Source organism: Clostridium lundense DSM 17049, from assembly GCF_000619945.1.
Classification (GTDB): Bacteria; Bacillota; Clostridia; order Clostridiales; family Clostridiaceae; genus Clostridium_AO; species Clostridium_AO lundense.
This window is the reverse complement of record NZ_JHVC01000006.1, coordinates 63,645-85,606: the sequence shown is the minus strand read 5'-3', so window position 1 is coordinate 85,606 and position 21,962 is coordinate 63,645. Positions and strand designations below refer to the sequence as shown.

The following is a 21,962-nucleotide window of genomic DNA, read 5'->3' as shown; positions in this document are numbered from 1 at the left end:
AAATTTTACTGTATATAGTTTCTAAATTAAATTTTTTAAAGCGTTTAAAGTTTTATCTATCATTTCTTCATTAACATATCCCATATGTCCAACTCTTATAAGTTTTCCTTTTGTATGACCTTGACCGCCGGCTATAATAATTCCATAGTCTTTTTCTAATCTTTCTTTTATAAAAGAAGCTTTGCCATCTTCTATATTTATTGCAGTTACTGTATTTGAAAAAGCATTTGAATCTGCAAAAAGGGCAAGTCCCATTCCTTTAACTTCTTCTCTAAATTTATTTGCTAAATTCTTATGTCTTAAAAATACATTTTCTAATCCTTCTTCTTCAATCATTTTTAATGATTCATTTGCTCCAACAATAAGAGGAACAGCAGGAGTATAAGGATTTTCTGGATTTTTTTTATCCAAGAATTTTTTAGCGTTTAGAAAATCAAAATAGAATCTCGGTAAATTTGATTTTGCTGCAGTTTCTAAAGCTTTTTCACTTACTCCTATAAAAGCTAGTCCGGGAGGACTCATTAAAGCTTTTTGAGAAGCAGTAACTAAAACATCAATGCCCCAATCATCCATTTTTATATCAATTCCACCTAGAGAACTTACAGCATCAACTATAAAAATTACATTTTTATTTTTTAAAAATTCGCCAATTTCTTTTATAGGATTTACAGTTGCAGTAGAAGTTTCATTATGGGTAACTATAAGACCTTTATGTTCATCTGTAAGTTTTTCTTTAATTTCATCTATAGTAACAGCTTTTCCCCAAGGAACCTTAATTTCATCTACAATTAGATTATATGCTTTAGCAATTTTTATAAATCTATCTCCAAAATCACCTATGGATATTGCTAAGATTTTATCTCCATGGGAAAAGGAGTTTACAATAGCAGCTTCTAATCCACCAGTACCAGATGATGGAAAAGTAAGTACTGGATTTTGAGTTTGGAAAACATATTTTAATCTTTCGTTCAATTCCTTAAATATTTTACTGTATTCTGAAGTCCTATGATGAAGCATTCCTTCACTAATTTTCTTTATAACTCTTTCAGGAACATTTGTTGGTCCTGGTGTCATTAATAACTTATTCATAAATAACCCTCCAATATTTAGATTTATTTCGCCCCGATTTAATTAATTTTAATTATCTATAATATGCTAATATGTTAAAAATGTTCAATTACTTTCAATTTTTTAAGAAATAACTAAGCAAACATATTTTAAGTATAAAAAAACCGCCCCTAGCTAAATGCTAAGGACGGGGAATTTCCACGTGGTACCACCTTATTTTACTACTTGCAAGTAGTCTCTTAATTTTAACGGATTAGTCCGGCATAGGTTTTTTACCCCTATACAGCTCCAGGCCGGATTCAACAAGCTTCACTACCGATTTTCACCAAGCATCGGCTCTCTGAAAATGAAGGATCATTTACTACTGCCTTTCACAACTTCAAATTTGTTTTTAATTATAGTGTATTTGAAAATATAATGCAATAGGTTTTTAAAAAAAATTTTTTTATAGGAATTTTATAAACAAAATAACGTATCATAATTTTAGAGTATAAAATTAAGGGGAGAAATATATGAGAATAAGGTGTAAAAAATTTATATTTATGATACTGATTGGAGTGTTATTAGCAATGCCTAATATGCAATTTTACAGTCATAATAATAATTGGTATGAAAGTAAAAAGTTATTAGCTAAGGATAATAATAAAGGAAATATGAAGGAATTTAATGAGTTGAATTTACTTAAGGATAATGTCACATTTAAGTTAGAAGAAAATAAAATTAATAGCGACTTTCCGACTTATATAAAGAATAATAGATATTTTATTCCTATAACTGAGTTTATTCAAAATCTTGGCGGAGAATATAGTTATAAAGATAACAAAATACAGTTTAATTTAAATAATAATAATTTAGTATTGGATTTAGTTAAAAATAATTTTGTAAAAAACAATAATTTACAAAAATTAAAAGAGGCTCCTATGTTAAGTGGGGATTTAGTTTATATTTCATTGTATGATTTTACAAAAATGCTGAATTTAAAGACTTCTTGGGATACTAAAAATAAAACAGTATCGTTGTTTTATAATAAAGATAAATTAAATATGTACACTAATAAAAATTTGAATAAAGTTGCTTTAATAAGGCTTGAGGATATATCCTCGGAAGATAGATATTCAACCAGTGAAAGCCTAGAAAAATTAAGAATAGTAGGAGATTATCTTTATTCAAAATCTATACCATTTCATGTAGCTTGGGTTCCTAGATATATTAATCCTAAAAAAGGTATAGATAATGATATTTCTAAAAAATACACTATGCATAATGTGGACTTTGTTTATACTTTGGACTATCTTGTTGATAAAAATGGAACTATAGGCCTTCATGGGTATACTCATCAATATGGTAAAGAAATTAGTATAGATGGTACAGAATTAAGTGGCAAAAGAAATAAAAGTAAGGAAGAAACTAAGAATATTGTGCAAAAATCTATTCAAGTTGGAAAAAAAATAAATGTTCCTATTCATTTTTTTGAAAGTCCTCATTATGATGCAACAGATGCTCAACATAGGGAAATAGAAAAATATTTTGAATATATGTATGAGCCACCTAAGTTTGGAAATAGAAATAATGTGGCTAGAAGAAAACAAGGAAGTAGGGTAATAAAATATATACCTACACCGCTTGATTATGTGGACGGTAAAGGGGATACTAATAATATGATAAGAAAAATAAAAAATTTAAATAAGAATACTTTGGCCAGCTTTTTTTATCATCCTAATATAGAATTTGAATATATTAAATTAAGTAAAGAAAATAATGGCTATCCCACATATGTATATAGTGAAAATTCACCATTAAAACAGATTGTAAATGCCTTTTATAATAATGGATATAGATTTATAAAAATAACGGATATTAGGTGAAAAAATATTCTATGTATATAATGAAGGAAAAAGATTAGAAATGTAGAAATAGATTCTAAGTAATTAATCTATGGATTAAAAAGAGAAGAGGAATTAGTAAAATGAGAAATTTTATAAGAACTCTGACGTTATTTTTTATTTTAACTTTTATTTTAAACACTAATGTAGAAGCTAAGGGCAGTATAGAAATAACAAATTGGAATGTGAAATGCGATGTTGTAGAAGATGGTTCTATTATTATAAATGAGTATATAACTTTTAAGTTTAGTGGAAATTTTAATGGAGTATACAGAGAAATAGTCACAACCGATACTAGTGGTATTGACGATTTGAAAGTAATAGAAAAGGGTACAAATACGGATAGGTTATTTAAAAAAGTAGATAAGGGCCAAGAAGGAAAGTCAGGAATTTATGAAACAAATCAATTTAATGATAATGTGAGCATAAAAATTTATTCACCATCAAAAGACGGAGAAAAGACATTTAATATAGTATATAAGGTTAAAAATATATGTAAGAAATATAATGATGTGGGAGAGTTATATTATAATTTTCTTGGAAAAGAAAATAAAACATATATAGATAATTTTAATGTAAATATTAATTTTCCTTATGCTTTTCAAAAAGATAGAGTGAAAATATTTGCTCATGGGCCTTTGAATGGTGTAATAAAGTTTGTAAATAATAATGCTATAAATCTAAATGTTAGTAATGTAAGTGAAAATAATTTGGTAGCTGCTAGAATAGTATTTCCTAAAGATTATATAAAAAGTTCAAATAATATAATAAACAAGGATGGTTATGCCCAAATAATGGAAGAAGAAAAATATTATATAAATAGAATTAAAGAGGACGAGGCAAGAAAAGAAGAATCAAGGAAAAAAGGAAAATATGCATCTGTTATAGTAAGTTTACTTGGTATATATATTATTTTAGCTTCAAAAAAAAGATATAAAGAAAAAGACGTATTGGAAATAAATGAAATAGATATGCTACCATCAGAATGTACTCCAGCAGTATTAAGTCAATTTTATAATTTAAGTATAGATTCAAAAGCATTGTTGGCTACAATACTAGACTTAAATAGAAAAGGTTACTTTAAAATAGAAGAGATACCAATAGAAGAACCAAATGAAAAAACTTCATGGGGAAAAATAAAAGATAAACCTAAAAACTATAATATAACAAAAGTTAAAGATGATGAACTGCTTTTGGAGCATGAAAAATATTTTATAAAGTGGATAATAGATAGAATAGGAGATGCATACTCAGTAACCACTGAGAATATAAAAGAGTATAGCAAGAAAAATAGTGGAGATTTTGTTCAGGCATATAATGAATGGACTAATCTTGTGAAGGAAGAGACAAAGAAAAGAGGATATTTCGATTTAAAGAGTGCAGACTATGGGGTTACTATGGTGGGATTATCTATAGTGATGATTATAATTAGTATAGCATTAATGGTGTTTTCTGGATTATATGGGTTAATGGCAATGACACCATACATTATATTGATAGGTATTTGTATAAATAAATTAATTTATAAAAAAACTGATTATGGAATTAAAGAATATAAAAGGTGGAGAAATTTTAAGGAAAGTATTTTAAAAAAGGATAAAGAATATCTGTTTCATATGTATCCTATGGATAGGTATTTTGTATATTCATTAGTTTTAGGAATAGAGGATAAAAAAATAAATGAATTTAAAGATGTTATAGATAATATATATCATAATGATGGCTATAATTATTATGGTTATGGTTGGCTTTATTTTTATTCAGGAATGTATAATGGTAAAACTGGACTAAATGATTTTAATACTAGTATAAACTCATCTTTTAATGTGTCAGGCCCATCAGTGGGTGGTGGTGGTGGATTTTCATCAGGTGGTGGTGGCGCTGGAGGAGGAGGAGCTGGAGGATTTTAAAAAATAAATAAAAAATAATAAAGAATAAGAATATTTTTTTATTCTTTATTATTTTTTTGTATGTTATAAAAATTCTACATAAAATGTATTATTAAATTTAATTAAACTAAATTATTTTAAAATTAGACATTAAATGATATAATGTAAGCGAATGTAATTATAGGGATAACTATAATAAATGTGTAAATAAGTTGAAGGTTTAGAACTAGACGTAATTTTTAAGACTTAATTTTAGGGGGGTAAACTAATGGAATGGAAGCATAGAATACCAAAAGATTTGGCAGAAAAAACTGTAGAAATGTTATATGATATTACAGGTAAAAATGTAAATATAATGGGTGAAGATGGGGAAATTATTGCTACAGCCCAAAAAGAGAGGCTTGGTAATATTCATGGAGCTGCAAAAAAAATTATGGATGGTGAAATAAAGTCAGCATCTATTACTGTAGAGGAAGCAAAAAAACTTAAAGGAGTTTTACCAGGATATAATGGACCTGTAGTTATAAATGGAGAGACAGTTGGATGTATTGGATTAACAGGTGATCCAGAAGTTGTAAAGCCATTGCAACAAATGGCTTCGAAGATTATTGAAGAAGAAATTGATAAAAGAATTAAGGAAGAAAAAAAGCAGGAAACTATTAGTACAGTTTCAGCTCAAATACAGGAAGTTACAGCGGTAATTAAAAATATTTCTAAGTCAGCTGGAGATATATCAGGAACTAGTGAAAATATAAGGGATACTGCAAGAAAGCTAGAAAATGAGATAGGAAATATAAATAAAGTATTAGATTTTATAAAAAATGTTGCTAGACAGACCAATCTATTAGGATTAAACGCAGCCATAGAAGCAGCTAGGGCAGGAGAATATGGAAAAGGATTTTCAGTAGTTGCCACAGAAATTAGAAAGCTGTCTTTAAATTCTGCTGATTCTTTAAAAGATATAGAACAGATATTAGGCGAAATAAAAAAATTTATTATATATATAGCTAATACTGTAGATGAAAACTTGTTGAAAACCAATGAACAGGTTGAGGAATTAGGACAAGTTGAGAAAAATATGTTTAGTATAGAGGATGAAGTAGTTAAAATAAACAATTAACATAAAATTATAGTAAATTTTATAAACGTGTTATATAAAAACTATCAGATTGAAAAGTTTGATAGTTTTGTTTTTTTCAAGACTTGGGTTATAATTGTAATTATGGAATAGTTTCAGCAATAATAGGCTTTTGAGCGGGACTTGTAGTACCTTATTTTAATGTTTATTTAAAATATAAGGTTAATGAAATCCCTTATTTTATAACTTCTAGAATGTACATAATAGGAACTGTTTATTTCTATAAATGCTTTAAGAGTATGGAAAAGAGAAATATATCAATATAATAAAAAAATGTATATAGTAATTAATTAAATATAATTGATATATACTTAATGTAAGGAATCAATATAAAAAGTATATAAAATAGGGGGGGATGGAAATGTTAAGAGAAAGAATAAGGGAAATTGGACTTGTTATTTCAAATTCAGAGGATTTAGACTGTGTAGAGGTACTCGAAGATTTAATAGAATCTGCAGCAGAGTACATTAAAGATGTAAACGTTCTTGAGGGCGGAATTTTAATTGCAAAGTACTATAAGGATGGAGAAGATTATAGAAATTATATTGAAGGATTAGATAAGGAAAGAACTTCGGCTCATAACGAACTTATAGCTAATGTAAAAATAATAAATAGGCTTTGCAAAAAATATAATCTTTCACCTATATATAATGGTGATGAGGAAGATAGAATAGCTATTGCTAATTTTGGGTTTGAATTAGCAAAAGAGATTTTTTCTACAAGAAGAATTTAAAAGCGTATATACACCTGACAATACAATGTGATAAAATATTAACATACAATAGATAGAAAAGGGGTTTTATTATGGGAAAATCAATCTTGGTTGTAGATTGTCAGAATGATTTTATAACTGGAAGTTTGGCATGTACTAATGGAGAAAAGGCTGTGGAAAATATCATAAAACTTATAAATAATAATAAGGATTCAGTAGTAGTGTATTCTTGTGATTGGCATAAAGAAAGTAACAAATCTTTTAAAATTAATGGAGGAATTTGGCCAATACATTGTGTGAAAAATACAGATGGAGCTAAATTACATAATAAGTTTTATAATGAAATTGAAAATTATGTTCAATCTCCATTAAAAGAAAAAAATATTTTTTATAAAGGTATAGATGATGTTGTTGAGGAATATTCCGCAGTTAATGCTAAAAATATAGAAGGAAAATCAATAGAGGGAAAGATGAGTAATGAAGTTATTGTATGTGGCATTGCTTCTGAATTTTGTGTAAAGGAAACTATAAAAGAACTTTTAAAAAAAGGATTTAATGTAAGTGTATATAAAGAGGGAGTAGCTTATGTTGAAGAGAATGGGCACAGAGAAGTATTTGAAGAATTAATGAGATTAGGAGTAGAGATTATTTAGTATAATTTTAGAATTATAAGGTAATATTTCCAACGAAGAAGAGCCAATAAGAGAGCTTTTCCATAAGAATCAATTAATTTTTATGGAAAGGCTTTCTTATTGTTTGGTAACCAAGAAAAGTTTTAGTTATATGCTACTTTATCAATTAGCATGTCATTAAAAAGAGGATTTGTTACAGTTATATGGAATTTACTACAGAGTTATATTATTAGAAGAGAGGTATAAATAAATGAAGGTAGTAGTTTTAATGGAGAATATATGTGATAGGGAAGAATTAGAGGTAGAACATGGGTTATCTCTTTATATAGAAAGTGAAGATAAAAAGATACTATTAGATACAGGTTCATCAGGAAAATTTGTTAAAAATGCAGAAAGACTTGGTATAAATCTCAGTAAGGTAGATATGGCTATACTTTCTCATGGACATTATGATCATGTAGGAGGATTATTAGACTTTTTTAATGTGAATGATAAAGCAAAGATATATTTAAAAACCGATGCTTGTAAGGATTATTATGCTGGAAAACTAGGTCTATATAAATACATAGGTATTGATAAAACTGTTTTAGACAAATATATGGATAGATTAGTATTGGTGGACAAGCTGCAGGAAATACATAAAAATATGTTTATTATTACAGATTTAATAAAAGAATATCCTATGCCTGAAGGAAATAAGAGCCTTTATAAAAAAGAAGGGAATAAGTATGTAAAGGATGATTTCAATCATGAGCTTATGCTAGTTATTAGAGAAGTAGATGGAATAGTAACTTTTACAGGATGTTCGCATAATGGAATTATGAATATGATTAAAACTGCAAAATATACTTTTAAGGATGAACATATTAAAGCTATTGTTGGAGGATTTCATCTTATGACTGTTCCTAGTAGGGGGTTATTTTGCATGAAGCAAGAAAAGGTGGATGTTATTTCTAATTTTATTGCTTCGGAAAATATTGGTAAAGTGTATACAGGTCATTGCACTGGAAAAGAAGGATATGATAGATTGAAAAAAATATTAGGTCATAAAGTAGAATATATTACTGTTGGCAGTGAAATAAATATTTAAATTTCAGAAAATTATTTAAAATTATATTGACAAATATTTAACAATGTTGTTATAATATTATCAAGCAAATGAACTAAAGAAGATAATGGAGGGATACATATGTTGTTAAAAGATAGAGTAAAGGCATGTATGATTGGAGAAAGTGTATTTAAAGTAGGAGATTATGCTTCATTAGCTCAAGGATGGGGTATTTATGGAGATAGATTGTCTTTAGAAGAGTGTGTTAATTTTAAGATTGTAGATTTATTTTGTGTTAATAATAAGGAAAGTGTTTTTCCAAAGTTTATAGCATTAGTGGAGACAAAGGAAGGGAATAGAGTTGAAATTAATGTTGAAGATTTAAATGATGTAAGAAGCAATAAAGAAAATCGTGAAGAACTTAACAAAGTCGGTTATGATTTTCAAGAGGGAGCTATATATTCTAAAGGGTATGAAAATAAAAATGGAAAATGGAAATTTATCAATGCAGGATTGGACAAGCTATCCAAGGTTGGAGCATAAAGCTTTTAATAAAAGGGTTAATAGTGAAAACTCCTTCTGAGGTCAAAAACTCTGTTTATTAATATAGAAAAATTAATATTAAAAGAACCTATACAAAATAAAATTAGTATAGGTTCTTTTAATATTATTAATTATTGTTTAAATTTCGTAAAATAATTTTTTCCTTTTCAACGGCTATTTCTATATTAGAACCTTCTTTTACATTATCTAAGAAGTATTGTTCAGCAATTTCGTCTTCAATATATTTTTGAATAGCTCTTCTTAAAGGTCTAGCACCATATTTTTCATCATAACCTACCTTTAATATGAAGTCTTTTACTTCAGGAAGAACAGATACTTTTATATTTCTCTCACTTAGTTCTTCTTTTACTTCCCTTAACATTAAATCAATAATGCTGTAAAGTTCTTCTTTTTTAAGATTTTTAAATACTATTATTTCATCTATTCTATTTAAAAATTCAGGTTTGAAGAATTCTTTTAAAGCATCTTTTACATAAGATTCAAGAGCTTCATAGTTTTCATTTCCAAAACCTATTTTAGAAGTTTTAAAATTAGTTCCAGCATTAGAGGTCATTATTATTACAGTATTATCAAAATAAACTGTTCTTCCCTGACTATCTGTAAGTCTTCCATCCTCAAGTATTTGTAAAAGCATATTAAATACATCAGGATGAGCCTTTTCAATTTCATCAAAAAGAATTACTGAATAAGGTTTTCTACGTACCCTTTCTGTTAATTGCCCTCCTTCATCATATCCTATATATCCTGGAGGGGAACCTATAAGTTTGGATACAGTATGTTTTTCCATATATTCAGACATATCAATTCTTATTAAAGCTTCCTCATTACCAAAAAGTTCTGAGGCAATAGCTTTTACTAGTTCTGTTTTACCAACTCCAGTAGAACCTACAAATATAAAGGAGGAAGGTTTACGTTTTTTCTTAAAGCCAAGTCTATTACGACGTATTGATCTAGATAAAGCCCTTACTGCCTCATGTTGACCGATTACTCTCTTATGAAGTCGTTCCTCAAGATTTAATAGTTGATTACCTTCATTTTCTTTTACTTTATGAACAGGTATTTTTGTCCAAGCTTCTATAACAAAAGCAATATCATCTAAGCTAAGTTCTACATTACTAACTTCTTCACTAAGTTTACTTATTTTTCCTTGTAGTCTACATTCATCAGTTTTGTATTCTGCTGCCTTTTCATAATTCCCTTTGTCAGCAGCATCTATCATATCTTTTTGTAATTTTTCTAGTTCCTCTTTTAATGCTTTAAGTTCTACAAGACCTTTATTTTTTAAATTTGCTCTTGAGCTTGCTTCATCAATTACATCTATAGCTTTATCAGGCAAATATCTGTCATTTATATATCTAACAGATAATTTTACTGCTTCTTCTATTACTGCATCAGAAATTTTTACTTTATGATAATCCTCATAATATTTTTTTATTCCTTTTAGTATTTCTATAGTTTCCTCAGGTGATGGTTCTTCTACTATTACAGGTTGAAATCTTCTTTCTAGAGCTGAATCCTTTTCTATATATTTTCTGTATTCTTCTAAGGTTGTTGCTCCAATTACCTGTATTTCACCTTTTGCAAGAGCAGGTTTTAAGATGTTTGCAGCGTTTAAAGCTCCCCCTTGAGCTTCACCAGCACCTATTATATTATGAACTTCATCAATAACTAAAATTATATTTCCATTTTCTTTTGCTTCATCTATAATAGCTTTCATTCTACCTTCAAATTGTCCTCTAAATTGAGTACCTGCAACCACAGAAGTTAAATCTAGGAGATATACTTCTGCATTGAATAATTTCTCTGGAACTTGTTTTTCTGCAATTCTAACTGCTAATCCTTCTGCTATAGCAGTTTTACCTACTCCAGGTTCACCTATGAGTACAGGATTATTTTTAGTTCTTCTATTTAATATTTGGATAACTCTATCTATTTCTCTGTTTCTTCCAATAACAGTATCTACTTCATTTTTTTTAGCTTTATCTGTTAAATTTGTTCCATACTTATCTAAGTTATTTCTCTTTTTCTTAAATATTGTATTTTTAGTTTTTATATCTGAATTGATTTTTTCATCTTTATTAGATTTTTCTTCACTAGAATTTTGAATATTGTTACCTGATGAAACATTATTTAAGTTTTTAAAAAAGTTATTAAATGATTCTGTGTTCATAAGATCATTCATATCAACATTTTCAAGCATGTTATTCATTTCATCAGCATATATCTCCATATCTTCAGGATTCATACCTGTAGACTCCATTAACTGATTTAGTGGCATATTAAGCCCTAATTTTTTAGCACAATCCATACAAACCCCAATAATGTGAGGTTTATTATTTTCCATTTTTGCTGTAAATATTGTAGCCACATTTTTATTGCATATCTCACATAATTTCATATAACCTCATCTCCATCTACAATTTAGATAATTGTAACAATAGTATATCATAAAATTATATTATGGAATTATAAACTTTGTGTGAAGATAAATTTTATAGAACCCCTATGTAAAATAATAGCAAAAAAAGAAGGAATTAGCGAGTAAATTGTTGAAATATACAGAAGTAAAAAAATGTAATATTATGATTAAGAGGGTGAAAAAAGTTGAAGGTACAGGTTCTAGGAAATTTATTGAGTAAGTATGATTTAGGTATTATTATACTTAATGAAATGGAGGAGATTTTATGGGAAGATAACATACTAGAGAATATAGGAGAAGGTAAGAACTTATTGAATAAAAGTTTTTCAGAAATTTTTAAATTTTCTGCAATGGATTTAATAAAAAAAGAAAGAAAATTAAAGACTTTATCTGGAAGAATATTTAATATGTTTGGACTATACTTAGAAGATGAGAAAATTTATATAGTAAATTTACATGAAATAACTAATTTAAATAATAAAGATATAAAGCTTTATTGTCTAGAAAAAATAATTGAATCTATATGTGATGGGGTTATAATTAGCGACCATGATGGACGAATTGTTTTATACAATAAAGCTCAAGAAAACTTAGAAGGATTATCTTCAAAGTTTGTAGTTGGAAAGCACCTTTGGGAGGCTTATGAATATAATCCAGAATTTGAGCCTGAAATGGCTGAGCATAAAAAAGTCTTTAAAACTAAAGAGCCTATAATAGAAAAGTATAGGGCTCATGTATTTAAAAATGGTGTTCCTAAGTACTTATCATATAGTACTTATCCTATAATAAAGGATGGGGAAGCTATAGCTGTTTATTCTATTAGCAAAAATGAGACAAGCCTACAAGCATTGCTTTCAGAAACTATTGAATTAAAAAGAAAACTATTTAGTACCATTGAGGTAAAGGAAAAAAACTATAAAAATAATGGAACTACCTATACCTTTGAAGATATTATAGGGGATAGCGAAGTTACCAAGAATGTTATAAGAGAAGCACAAACTATAGGAATGTTAAATAATTCGGTATTGATTGTTGGTGAAACAGGAACGGGAAAAGAGGTTTTTGCACAGAGCATTCATAATTTTGGAAAAAATAAAGATGAGCCATTTGTAGCAATTAATTGTGCAGCTATTCCTGAAAATTTACTAGAGAGTATTTTATTTGGAACAGTAAAGGGTGCCTATACTGGAGCTATCACTCAAAGCGGTCTTTTTGAGGAAGCCAGAAAGGGCACTCTTTTTTTAGATGAACTTAATTCTATGCCAATTTCGATGCAATCTAAACTTTTAAGAGTATTACAAGAGAAGGTTGTGAGAAGAGTAGGAAGTTCATCAATAACTCCAATTCAATGTAGAGTAATTAGTGCTATAAATGAAGATCCTTTAAAGCTTATTAAGGAAGAAAGATTAAGACAAGATCTTTTTTATAGGATAGCAGGACTTTGTCTTTATATACCTTCTTTAAGAGAAAGAAAAGAAGATATAATATCCATTGGAGAGTTTTTTATAAGAAAATATAATAAGTTATTAAATAAGAGTGTAGAAACTTTTTCAATTCAGTTAAGAAAGATTATGTTTAGTTATAAATGGCCAGGTAATATTAGAGAGTTAGAGCATTTTACTGAAAATGCTATGGTGAGGGTAAAGGATGGTGAAAAAGAACTTGTTACAGATCATGTACCTATATATATAAAAAATGTAGTAGTCAATGAATTATCTAATAATGAAAAAAGTAGTTTGCCAGATTATTTAAAAAGTATTGAAAGAAAAATGATATTAGAAGGTTTAGGCAAGAATAAATGGAATTTAACTCAAACGGCCAAAGACTTAGGTATTATACGCCAAAGCTTAGAGTATAGATTAAAAAAACTTAATATAAAAAGACCAGAGGATAAGTATTAAGCTATGTATTCCTGCTGGATGCATAAATTTTATGCATCCAGCAGGAATTTTTTGCCATTGATTATTAAGAGGTATCGTAAACAGCTGCATAAATTTTATGCGACTGTTATTGAGAGTATTTTAAATATTAGCAAAAATCTATGTAAACCATTACTTTTATGGGGTTGTTTTACAATAAACCCATTGGCATAAGGTTTGCTGTATATAAAAGTGTAAATAAAATAATTAATAAATAAAAATAAATATATAAGATTAAGGGGGAATTGTTAATGGAAAAGCCAGAAATTCTATATTCAGTTAAGGCTCAAAGAGGTTCAACATTAAGGTGTAAAGGTTGGAAACAAGAAACTATACTTAGAATGTTAGAAAACAACATGGAAAATGCTGAAAAACCTGAAGAACTTGTTATTTATGGTGGTAATGGAAAGTGTGCTAGAAATTGGGAATCATATCATGCTATAGTGAAGTCTCTAAAAGAATTAGAAGATAATGAAACTTTAGTTATACAATCAGGTATGCCAGTAGCAATATTTAAAACTCATAAATTAGCCCCACGTGTTGTTATGGCAACTACTAATATTATGAAGGCTGACTGGCCAACATTCTATGATCTTCAAGACAAGAACTTAACAATGTTTGCTCAGTATACAGCTGCTCCTTGGGAATACATAGGTACACAGGGAGTTATAGAAGGAACATTTGAAACCCTATCAGCCATAGCAATAAAGAGATTTAATAGTGATTTATCAGGAAAGATTTACTTAACAGCTGGTGCAGGTGGAATGGGAGGAAATCAGAGCTGGGCAATGAAAATGCATGGTGGAGTTGCTGTAGTAGTTGATGCTGATGAAAAGATAATAAAAAGACGTATAGAGAAGAATTACATGGATACTATAGTCTACTCAATGGATGAAGCTATGGAAATGGCTAGAAATGCAGCAGAGAAAAAAGAACCATTATCAATAGGAGTTGTTGGAAACGCTGCTGATTTATTCTGGGAAGCTTACAATAAGGGATTTATACCAGACATAATGAGCGAAATGTGTCCATGTCATGATCCAATTTCTTATATTCCATCAGGATATACTGCTGAAGAATCAGATGAATTAAGAGAAAAAGACCGTGAGCTTTATCTAGAAAAAGCTAGAGCAACAATGATAAGGCAGTTAAGAGCAATGAATGCATACTTTAAGAAAGGTGTTGCAGTATTTGAATATGGAACAAGTATAAGAAAAGAATGTCGTGATGCAGGAATGTCTAATGAAGAAGCATTCATAATTCCAGGATTTGTTGCTGAATATATTAGACCTCTATTCTGTGAAGGACGTGGACCATTTAGATGGACTTGTATGTCTGGAGATCCTGAAGATTTAGCAAAAACAGATAAACTTGCATTAGAATTATTCAAAGATGACCCACTAGTAACAAGATGGATTACATTAGCTCATAAACATCTTCCAATAGAAGGACTTCCAGCAAGAGTTTGTTATATGGCATTTGGTGAACGTAGAAAATTTGGTTTAGCTATAAATGAACTTATAAAGAAAGGGGAAATTAAGGGCCCAGTAGCTTTCTCAAGAGATAATTTAGACTGTGGTTCCATAGTTAATCCAACATTTGAATCAGAAAATATGAAAGATGGTGGAGATTTAATCTCTGACTGGCCATATCTAAATGGATTACTTAACTGTGCAGGAATGTGTGATTTAATAGCTATACAGGCTAACTATTCCATGGGTGAAGCTGTTCATACAGGAGTTACTATGATTGCAGATGGTACTGACGAAGCGGCTATGAGACTTGACGCTTGTATGACAACTGACTCTGGAATAGGTATTGTAAGACATGCTCAAGCTGGATATGAAACCGCAAAAGAAATTGCTGAAGGAAGAGGAAAATACACAACTGATAGCATTAAGATTCCTCTATGGTGGACACCAACAGCAACCTTTGGACCAAACGGAAAAGCTCCTAGATGATAGAATAATAACTTATAATTTTTATGGCACTTGTACCTTTTCATTAGGCACATTAAAATAAATAACAAGTCAAAGATGCGATGGATATTTTGTATCAGACAAGGAAACAGGTCCCACTGCTATAGAGCTATCAGTGGGTTCTGATGACGCAGTATGATGCAAAATAGCCTAGCATACTGACTTATTTATTTTTTAAATGTGCCTTAATTGGGGAGGTACAAGTTGCATTATTAGAGGTGAGCTAAATTGGAAAATGAGAAAAATAAATTGAAGGCTGATTTAGTCATTGCTGACTGTTCTCAATTAGTAACCTGTAAAAAAGATGCTTTAGACTTTATTGGAGTAATAGAAAATGGGTGGATTGCAGTAGTAGGAGAAAAAATTGCTGCATTAGGTTCCAAAGAAGAAGTTATGAATGCAGTAGATTGTAGTAAAGCAAAAGTGATAAGTGGGAAAGAAAAGGTAGTAGTACCAGGCTTTATTGATGCTCATACTCACTTGATTTTTGGAGGATCTAGAGTTAAGGAATATGCTGCTAGATTAATTACAGATGATCCAAAAATACTACAAGATATGGGGATTAAAACAGGTATAATGGTAACGGTAGAAATGACAAGAAATGCTTCAACAGAATCTTTATATAAAACAGCTGCGGCTAGATTATATAATATGTTGAGTTCTGGAACTACCACTGTAGAAAGTAAGAGTGGTTATGGACTTACTACTGTAGATGAAATAAAAATGTTAAAGATTAACGAACAGTTAAATGAGAGTCTACCTATAGATATAGTTTCTACATTTTTAGGAGCTCATGGCTGGCCAGAGGATATTCCTCGTGAAAAATATATAAATATACTATTAAAAGAAATGATACCTTGGATAGCAAAACTAGAACTAGCTAAGTTTTGTGATATATGGTGTGATGAAGGACATTATACTGAAAAAGAATGTGAAAAAATACTTCAAGCCGCAAGAGATGTTGGTATTGAACCTAAGATACACACTGATGCTTATTCATATATAGGCGGATCTGATTTGGCAGCAGACATGAGGATGGTTTCAGCAGATCATTTAAATTACACACCAAGGACTGCATTAAGAAAACTATCAGAAGCTAATGTACCAGGAGTATTACTTCCTGTAATCGATTTCGCTGTTAATCATCCAAAACCTTTTAATCCTAGACCAATGATAGAAGAGGGAATGACAATAGCTTTGGCTACTAATTGTTGTCCGGGTTGTTGGAATGAGTCTATGCAATTTGTAATGGCTCTTGCATGTAGACAGCATAGTATGAGTGCTGCAGAATCTTTAAGAGCAGCTACTTTAGGAGGAGCAATTGCTCTTGGCTTAGAGTGTGATAGGGGATCTCTTGAAGTTGGGAAATTAGCAGATATTCAAATATGGAATGTTCCTACCTATGAGGATGTGGTATATCGATTAGGAGGAAATGTGGTAGAAAAGGTTATAAAGAGAGGTAAAGTTGTAATAGAAAATAGTTTATCAGGATTTTCTTTTATCAAGTGATTCTTAGGTTCAGGTAGAGTTGGATTAAGAGAACTACTCTCTCCATCTGAACCTTAGAAGAACTTATCCAGGAGCGTAGCTATCGGATAAATAATATTAGTAAAAAGGATGATTAAAATGACTCAGTTTGATGTATTAAATAAAATCATAGATTCTAGGGATTTTACAGTAGGAGGAGGATCAGCAGCAGCTTTAGCAGGAGCAATGGCTGCAGGTCTTATTGGTATGGTGGCTAGATTATCTATAAAAAAGGGATATGGTCTTTCTAAAGAAGAGTATACGTCTATTGCTGATAAGGCAGATAAACTTAGCAGTGAGTTACTTGAAGGAACGGTAAAGGATACAGAGTCATTCAAAAAAATAAAAGAGGCTTATGCAATGCCTAAGGAAACTGAGGATGATAAATCAGCTCGGAGTTTAGCTGTTGAGAAGGCAGCAGTAGGAGCGGCTACGGTGCCTTTATATAATGGGAAAATTTGTAAATGGGTGTTTGATCTTGGAGTTTTGCTTAAGGATAAGTCTAATCCTAATGCAGCTTCAGATTTGGAGGAAGGAAATTTGCTTGTTAATGCAGCAATTTTAGGTTGTGTATTAAATATAGAAGCAAACCTTCCATTAATTAAAGATGAAAATATAAAAGAAAAATTTCAACAGGAGATTAACTATCTAAAACAATACTCCAATAATATTTAGTCATAAATTATTTGAAATAGGAGTGGAGAAGTATGAATAATGTAATAAATACTTCTAGTAAAAAAAACAGAAATTTCAATGGAATAAAATTAGTTACGTACAGTTTAATTGGTATATTTATGTTCTTTGTTTCAATTACAATTGGAGATAAAAAGACTATTCCAATAGATCATATCGTTACATGGATTAGAAAAATACCATATTTCATACCTGTTTATGGTGGGATAATGATAGCCATAGGTACTATAATACCATTTATTAATAAAACCTGGAACAAAAATAAGACAACCACAGTTTTTTCTTTGCTAGGTATAGTAGGCTTAATAACAGCATTTATGGCTATATTTAATGTAGGACCTGCATTCTTGTTAGAGCCTAACATGGTACCATATGTATTTAAAATTGTTGTTGTACCAGTAATTGCTATAGTTCCTATAGGAGCTGTATTTTTAGCTTTTCTTGTAGATTATGGATTGATGGAATTTATAGGTGTATTTATGAGACCTGTAATGAGACCTATATGGAAGACTCCAGGTCGTTCTGCAATTGATGCAGTAGCATCTTTTGTCGGAAGCTATTCTTTGGCATTATTGGTTACCAATAGAGTTTATAAAGAAGGAAAATATAATACAAGAGAAGCTTCTATAATAGCTACTGGATTTTCAACTGTGTCTGCAACTTTTATGATTATTGTTGCAAGTACTTTAGGAATTATGGAACACTGGAGTGCTTTTTTCTGGATTACTTTAGTAGTTACATTTGTTGTAACAGCTATAACGGCACAAATATATCCTTTAAGTAAAAAACCAGAAACTTATTATAATAATGTGGAACCTGATTTAGAATCAGAAGAGAGGGGTGACATTATTAAAAGGGCTTGGGAAGAAGAAATGAAAACTATGGCAAAAGCACCTTCTTTAGTGGAAAATATTACAAATAATCTTAAAGATGGTATTAAACTTGCCATAAATATTGGCCCCAATATTATGTCTATAGGTGTTCTTGCGTTACTAGCGGCAGAATATACAAAAATATTTGATGTTGTTGGATATTTATTTTATCCTTTTACATCATTGCTTAGGATACCAGATCCATTATTAGCAGCAAAAGCTAGTGCTATAACGTTAGCAGACATGTATGTACCTGCTATTGTAGCTAAAGGAGCAGAGTTTAGTACAAGGTTTATAATTGCAATAGTTTGTATATCAGAAATACTATTTTTATCAGCATCAGTACCATGTATTTTGGCAACAGATATTCCTATTAGTATAAAGGATATTGTAATTATATGGTTTGAAAGGGTAGTACTCTCTTTAATTATAGCTGCTCCAATTGTATATTTAGTTTTCTAGTTTTTGATATAAACTAGGGTAAGGTAAATTATAAAGGTAATATTCATAATTTTCAATAATTACTCTCGTATAGCTGCATTTATCTTTTAATCACGTTATATGTTTGCATGAATTTCAAATAACAAGGGGGAAATTATATGTTAACAAATCCTGTGGTACTGTCAGTTTTAGTTATGACAATACTGTGTCTCTTAAAATTAAATGTTATCATTTCATTAATAATTGCAGCTTTGGTAGGTGGTGCTGTGTCAGGTATGCCTATTTCTAAAACTATGGATGTATTAATTTCAGGTATGGGAGGAAATTCTCAAACAGCTTTAAGCTATATTTTACTTGGGGCATTAGCAGCAGCAATACATAAAACTGGTGCTGCAGAAGTTCTTTCAATAAAAATAGCTGGTTGGATTAAAGGAAAGAAAATTATTTTACTAATTATATTTGCTGTAGTTGCTTGTTTATCAGGAACTGTTATACCTGTTCATATAGCTTTTATACCAATTCTTATACCACCATTATTGCCATTAATGAATAAGTTAAGAATGGATAGAAGAGGAGCAGCATGTGCATTAGCATTTGGACTTAAAGCTCCATATATTACTTGGCCTATTGGTTATGGTCTAATATTTCATGGAATAATAAAAGACCAGATGATAGCTAATGGAATGCCTATAAGTTTAGACATGGTTTGGAAGGCTACTTGGGTTGGAGGGCTTGCTATGCTAGTTGGTTTTATTATTTCTCTCTTCACTTATAGAAAACCAAGAAACTATGAAGTGGAAGAAATGGTAGAAGATCAGGTAGCAGCTGTGAAGGAAGAAATTAAGGAAGTTAAAGTAACTTCAGCTCATTGGGCTACATTGGCTGCTGGAGTAGCAGCGTTAGGTATTCAGCTGAAATTTGGATCATTACCGCTAGGTGCAATTGTAGGTCTTGCTATTATGTTAATAGCAAAGGCAATTAAGTGGAGTGATTTAGATGAATTATTAAATGGTGGGATTAAGATGATGGGACTTATAGCATTTGTTATGTTAGTTGCAGCTGGTTATGCAGCTGTAATTAGGGAAACTGGCGGTGTTCAAAGTTTAGTAAATGCAGCTGCTGGGGCTATGGGTGGAAATAGATTTATTGCGGCCTTAGTTATGTTATTATTAGGTCTGCTTGTAACCATGGGTATTGGTACCTCTTTTGGAACAGTTCCAATTTTAGCAGCTATATATGTTCCTCTTTCTGCAACAGTAGGTTTTAGTCCAAAGTCTACCATTTTATTAATAGCTATTGCAGGAGCATTAGGAGATGCTGGTTCGCCTGCTTCAGATACAGCTTTAGGACCAACAGCAGGATTGAATACAGATGGTCAACATGATCATATTTGGGATACCTGCGTTCCAACATTTTTACACTACAATATACCACTACTTATATTTGGTTTAATTGGAGCTCTTATGTTCTAAAAAATATTATATAAAGTTTAATTAATTACAATTTAAAGGAGGAGTTACTAGATGGAGGTTATATATATTGATGGAAATAGTTTAACGTTAGAGGATGTTGTAAAGGTAGCTAGAGAAAATTATAAGGTGGAACTGGCTAAAGAAGCCATTGAAAAGGTAAATAGATCAAGAGCAGTAGTAGACGAATTTGTAGATAATGAAGAGGTTATATATGGAATTACAACTGGTTTTGGATTATTTAGCAATGTTCTTATATCAAAAGATCAGACTAAGGATCTTCAAAAAAATTTAATTGTAAGTGATTGTTGTGGTGTAGGGAATCCTTATCCAGAAGAAGTAGTAAGAGCTGCTATGCTTTTAAGAGCTAATGCTTTAGCAAAGGGATATTCAGGAATAAGACTAAGTACACTAAACACATTGATAGAAATGATAAACAAAGGTGTGCATCCTGTAATACCAGAAAAAGGATCTGTAGGAGCAAGTGGAGATTTATGTCCGTTAGCTCATATGGTTTTAGTAATGTTAGGAGAAGGAGAGGCTATTTATAGAGGAGAAAGATTATCTGGAAAAGAAGCTATGAATAAAGCTTTGATAAATACAGTAGAGTTAATTTCCAAGGAGGGGTTGGCTTTAATAAATGGTACTCAGGTGCTAACAGCAGTTGGAGCTTTAGTAGCCTATGATGCAAAGAAACTAACAAAATTAGCAGATATAGCTGCCTCTATGACAGCAGAAGCATTAAACGGCATAATTGATGCCTATGATGAAAAGGTTCAACAAGTAAGACCTCATAATGGACAGATTAATTGCGCGAAAAATATGTTAAAACTTTTAAGTGGAAGTAAATCTACATCAAGACAAGGTGATATAAGAGTACAAGATGCCTATACTTTAAGATGTGTACCACAAATTCACGGTGCCAGCAGGGATGCTATAGATTATGTTATAGATAGAATTAGCACAGAGATAAATTCCGCTACAGATAATCCATTAATATTTGCAGAAAGTAGACAAGTTATATCTGGAGGGAATTTTCATGGACAGCCTATGGCTTTAGCGTTTGATTTTTTAGGCATTGCAGTAGCCGAACTTGCAAATGTTAGTGAAAGAAGAATTGAAAGACTTGTAAATCCTAGTTTAAGTGGATTGCCAGCATTTTTGGTTAAAAATGGGGGACTAAATTGCGGATTTATGATACCACAATATGTAGCTGCAGCACTGGTATCAGAAAATAAAGTATTAGCTCATCCAGCTTGTGTAGATTCTATACCTACTTCAGCTAATCAAGAGGATCATGTTAGTATGGGTTCTATTTCAGCTAGAAAGTCTAGAGAAATTTTAAATAATGTTATGAATGTACTTAGCATAGAGATAATGACAGCAGCCCAAGCAATAGATTTTGGTGCTGGAGAAAAGCTAGCTCCTGGAACTAGAGCAGCTTATAATAAAATAAGAGAAGAAGTGGCTACGTTAGATAATGACAGAATTATGTATTTAGATATGAATAAATGTTATAAATTAGTATCAAGTCATAAGTTAGTAGAAATAGTGGAATATGAAGTAGGAGAATTAAAATAGAATATTTATGTGCACACCCTAAATATATGGAAAAATTAGCCGATATTTAGGGTGTGTATTTATGTATAAAAAGGAATAATTTATCATTTATAAATATATATTAAAAAATTATAAAAAATTTTTTAAAA

The 21,962-nt window shown here is 30.2% G+C and carries 16 protein-coding genes and 1 other annotated feature; of the genes, 14 read left to right on the top strand and 2 right to left on the bottom strand.

What is annotated here, in order from left to right; genetic code table 11:
- Positions 1 to 21: 21 nt before the first annotated feature.
- Entirely contained in the window at positions 22 to 1,089 is a 1,068-nt protein-coding gene (locus tag T514_RS0107825; RefSeq protein ID WP_027624273.1) for a pyridoxal-phosphate-dependent aminotransferase family protein, read from the bottom strand.
- Between the two features lie 159 nt (positions 1,090 to 1,248).
- Positions 1,249 to 1,452 (bottom strand) — a binding site (T-box leader).
- A 128-nt stretch (positions 1,453 to 1,580) separates the two neighbouring features.
- Here T514_RS0107825 and T514_RS0107820 point away from each other — a divergent pair.
- The 7 genes from T514_RS0107820 to T514_RS0107790 all read left to right on the top strand — a co-directional run bounded on the left by T514_RS0107820 (position 1,581) and on the right by T514_RS0107790 (position 8,913).
- A complete protein-coding gene (locus T514_RS0107820) occupies positions 1,581 to 2,933 on the top strand; it encodes a DUF2334 domain-containing protein (protein WP_034868538.1) in 1,353 nt (450 codons plus the stop codon).
- Between the two features lie 101 nt (positions 2,934 to 3,034).
- Positions 3,035 to 4,861 (top strand): DUF2207 domain-containing protein, encoded by a 1,827-nt coding sequence (locus T514_RS24145; RefSeq protein WP_051541919.1) that lies wholly within the window; start codon positions 3,035 to 3,037, stop codon positions 4,859 to 4,861.
- A gap of 247 nt (positions 4,862 to 5,108) precedes the next feature.
- Positions 5,109 to 5,960, top strand: coding sequence for a methyl-accepting chemotaxis protein (locus T514_RS27515; RefSeq protein WP_027624271.1), 852 nt, complete (start codon positions 5,109 to 5,111; stop codon positions 5,958 to 5,960).
- Between the two features lie 379 nt (positions 5,961 to 6,339).
- Complete coding sequence (locus T514_RS0107805) at positions 6,340 to 6,711, top strand: DUF3232 domain-containing protein (protein WP_027624270.1); 372 nt, start codon at positions 6,340 to 6,342, stop codon at positions 6,709 to 6,711.
- 71 nt (positions 6,712 to 6,782) lie between these two features.
- Entirely contained in the window at positions 6,783 to 7,343 is a 561-nt protein-coding gene (locus tag T514_RS0107800) for an isochorismatase family protein (protein WP_027624269.1), read from the top strand.
- 229 nt (positions 7,344 to 7,572) lie between these two features.
- Positions 7,573 to 8,412: an MBL fold metallo-hydrolase gene (locus T514_RS0107795; RefSeq protein ID WP_027624268.1), complete on the top strand. Its 840-nt coding sequence runs from the start codon at positions 7,573 to 7,575 to the stop codon at positions 8,410 to 8,412.
- Positions 8,413 to 8,511: 99 nt separating this feature from the next.
- Positions 8,512 to 8,913 carry a hypothetical protein gene (locus T514_RS0107790; protein ID WP_027624267.1) on the top strand — a complete coding sequence of 134 codons (402 nt, stop codon included), beginning with the start codon at positions 8,512 to 8,514 and terminating at the stop codon, positions 8,911 to 8,913.
- Positions 8,914 to 9,040: 127 nt separating this feature from the next.
- Here T514_RS0107790 and T514_RS0107785 read toward each other — a convergent pair whose 3' ends face one another.
- Complete coding sequence (locus T514_RS0107785) at positions 9,041 to 11,332, bottom strand: ATP-dependent Clp protease ATP-binding subunit (protein WP_027624266.1); 2,292 nt, start codon at positions 11,330 to 11,332, stop codon at positions 9,041 to 9,043.
- A gap of 206 nt (positions 11,333 to 11,538) precedes the next feature.
- Between T514_RS0107785 and T514_RS24140 the strand changes: the two genes are divergently transcribed.
- From T514_RS24140 to hutH, 7 genes are all read left to right on the top strand, one after another.
- Positions 11,539 to 13,254, top strand: a complete 1,716-nt coding sequence (locus T514_RS24140) for a sigma-54 interaction domain-containing protein (protein WP_051541917.1) — start codon at positions 11,539 to 11,541, stop codon at positions 13,252 to 13,254.
- Between the two features lie 269 nt (positions 13,255 to 13,523).
- On the top strand, positions 13,524 to 15,233 hold the full coding sequence (locus tag T514_RS0107775) for a urocanate hydratase (RefSeq protein WP_034868535.1): 1,710 nt from the start codon (positions 13,524 to 13,526) through the stop codon (positions 15,231 to 15,233).
- Between the two features lie 246 nt (positions 15,234 to 15,479).
- Positions 15,480 to 16,760, top strand: coding sequence for an imidazolonepropionase (hutI, locus tag T514_RS0107770; RefSeq protein ID WP_027624264.1), 1,281 nt, complete (start codon positions 15,480 to 15,482; stop codon positions 16,758 to 16,760).
- A gap of 117 nt (positions 16,761 to 16,877) precedes the next feature.
- Positions 16,878 to 17,453: a cyclodeaminase/cyclohydrolase family protein gene (locus T514_RS0107765; RefSeq protein WP_027624263.1), complete on the top strand. Its 576-nt coding sequence runs from the start codon at positions 16,878 to 16,880 to the stop codon at positions 17,451 to 17,453.
- Between the two features lie 32 nt (positions 17,454 to 17,485).
- Positions 17,486 to 18,805, top strand: coding sequence for a YjiH family protein (locus T514_RS0107760; protein WP_034868532.1), 1,320 nt, complete (start codon positions 17,486 to 17,488; stop codon positions 18,803 to 18,805).
- Between the two features lie 137 nt (positions 18,806 to 18,942).
- The gene (locus tag T514_RS0107755) at positions 18,943 to 20,256 is read left to right on the top strand and encodes a Na+/H+ antiporter family protein (RefSeq protein ID WP_027624261.1); all 1,314 of its coding nucleotides are present in this window, start codon (positions 18,943 to 18,945) and stop codon (positions 20,254 to 20,256) included.
- Positions 20,257 to 20,307: 51 nt separating this feature from the next.
- Positions 20,308 to 21,834, top strand: a complete 1,527-nt coding sequence (gene hutH / locus T514_RS0107750) for a histidine ammonia-lyase (RefSeq protein WP_027624260.1) — start codon at positions 20,308 to 20,310, stop codon at positions 21,832 to 21,834.
- The last annotated feature ends 128 nt before the right edge of the window (positions 21,835 to 21,962 follow it).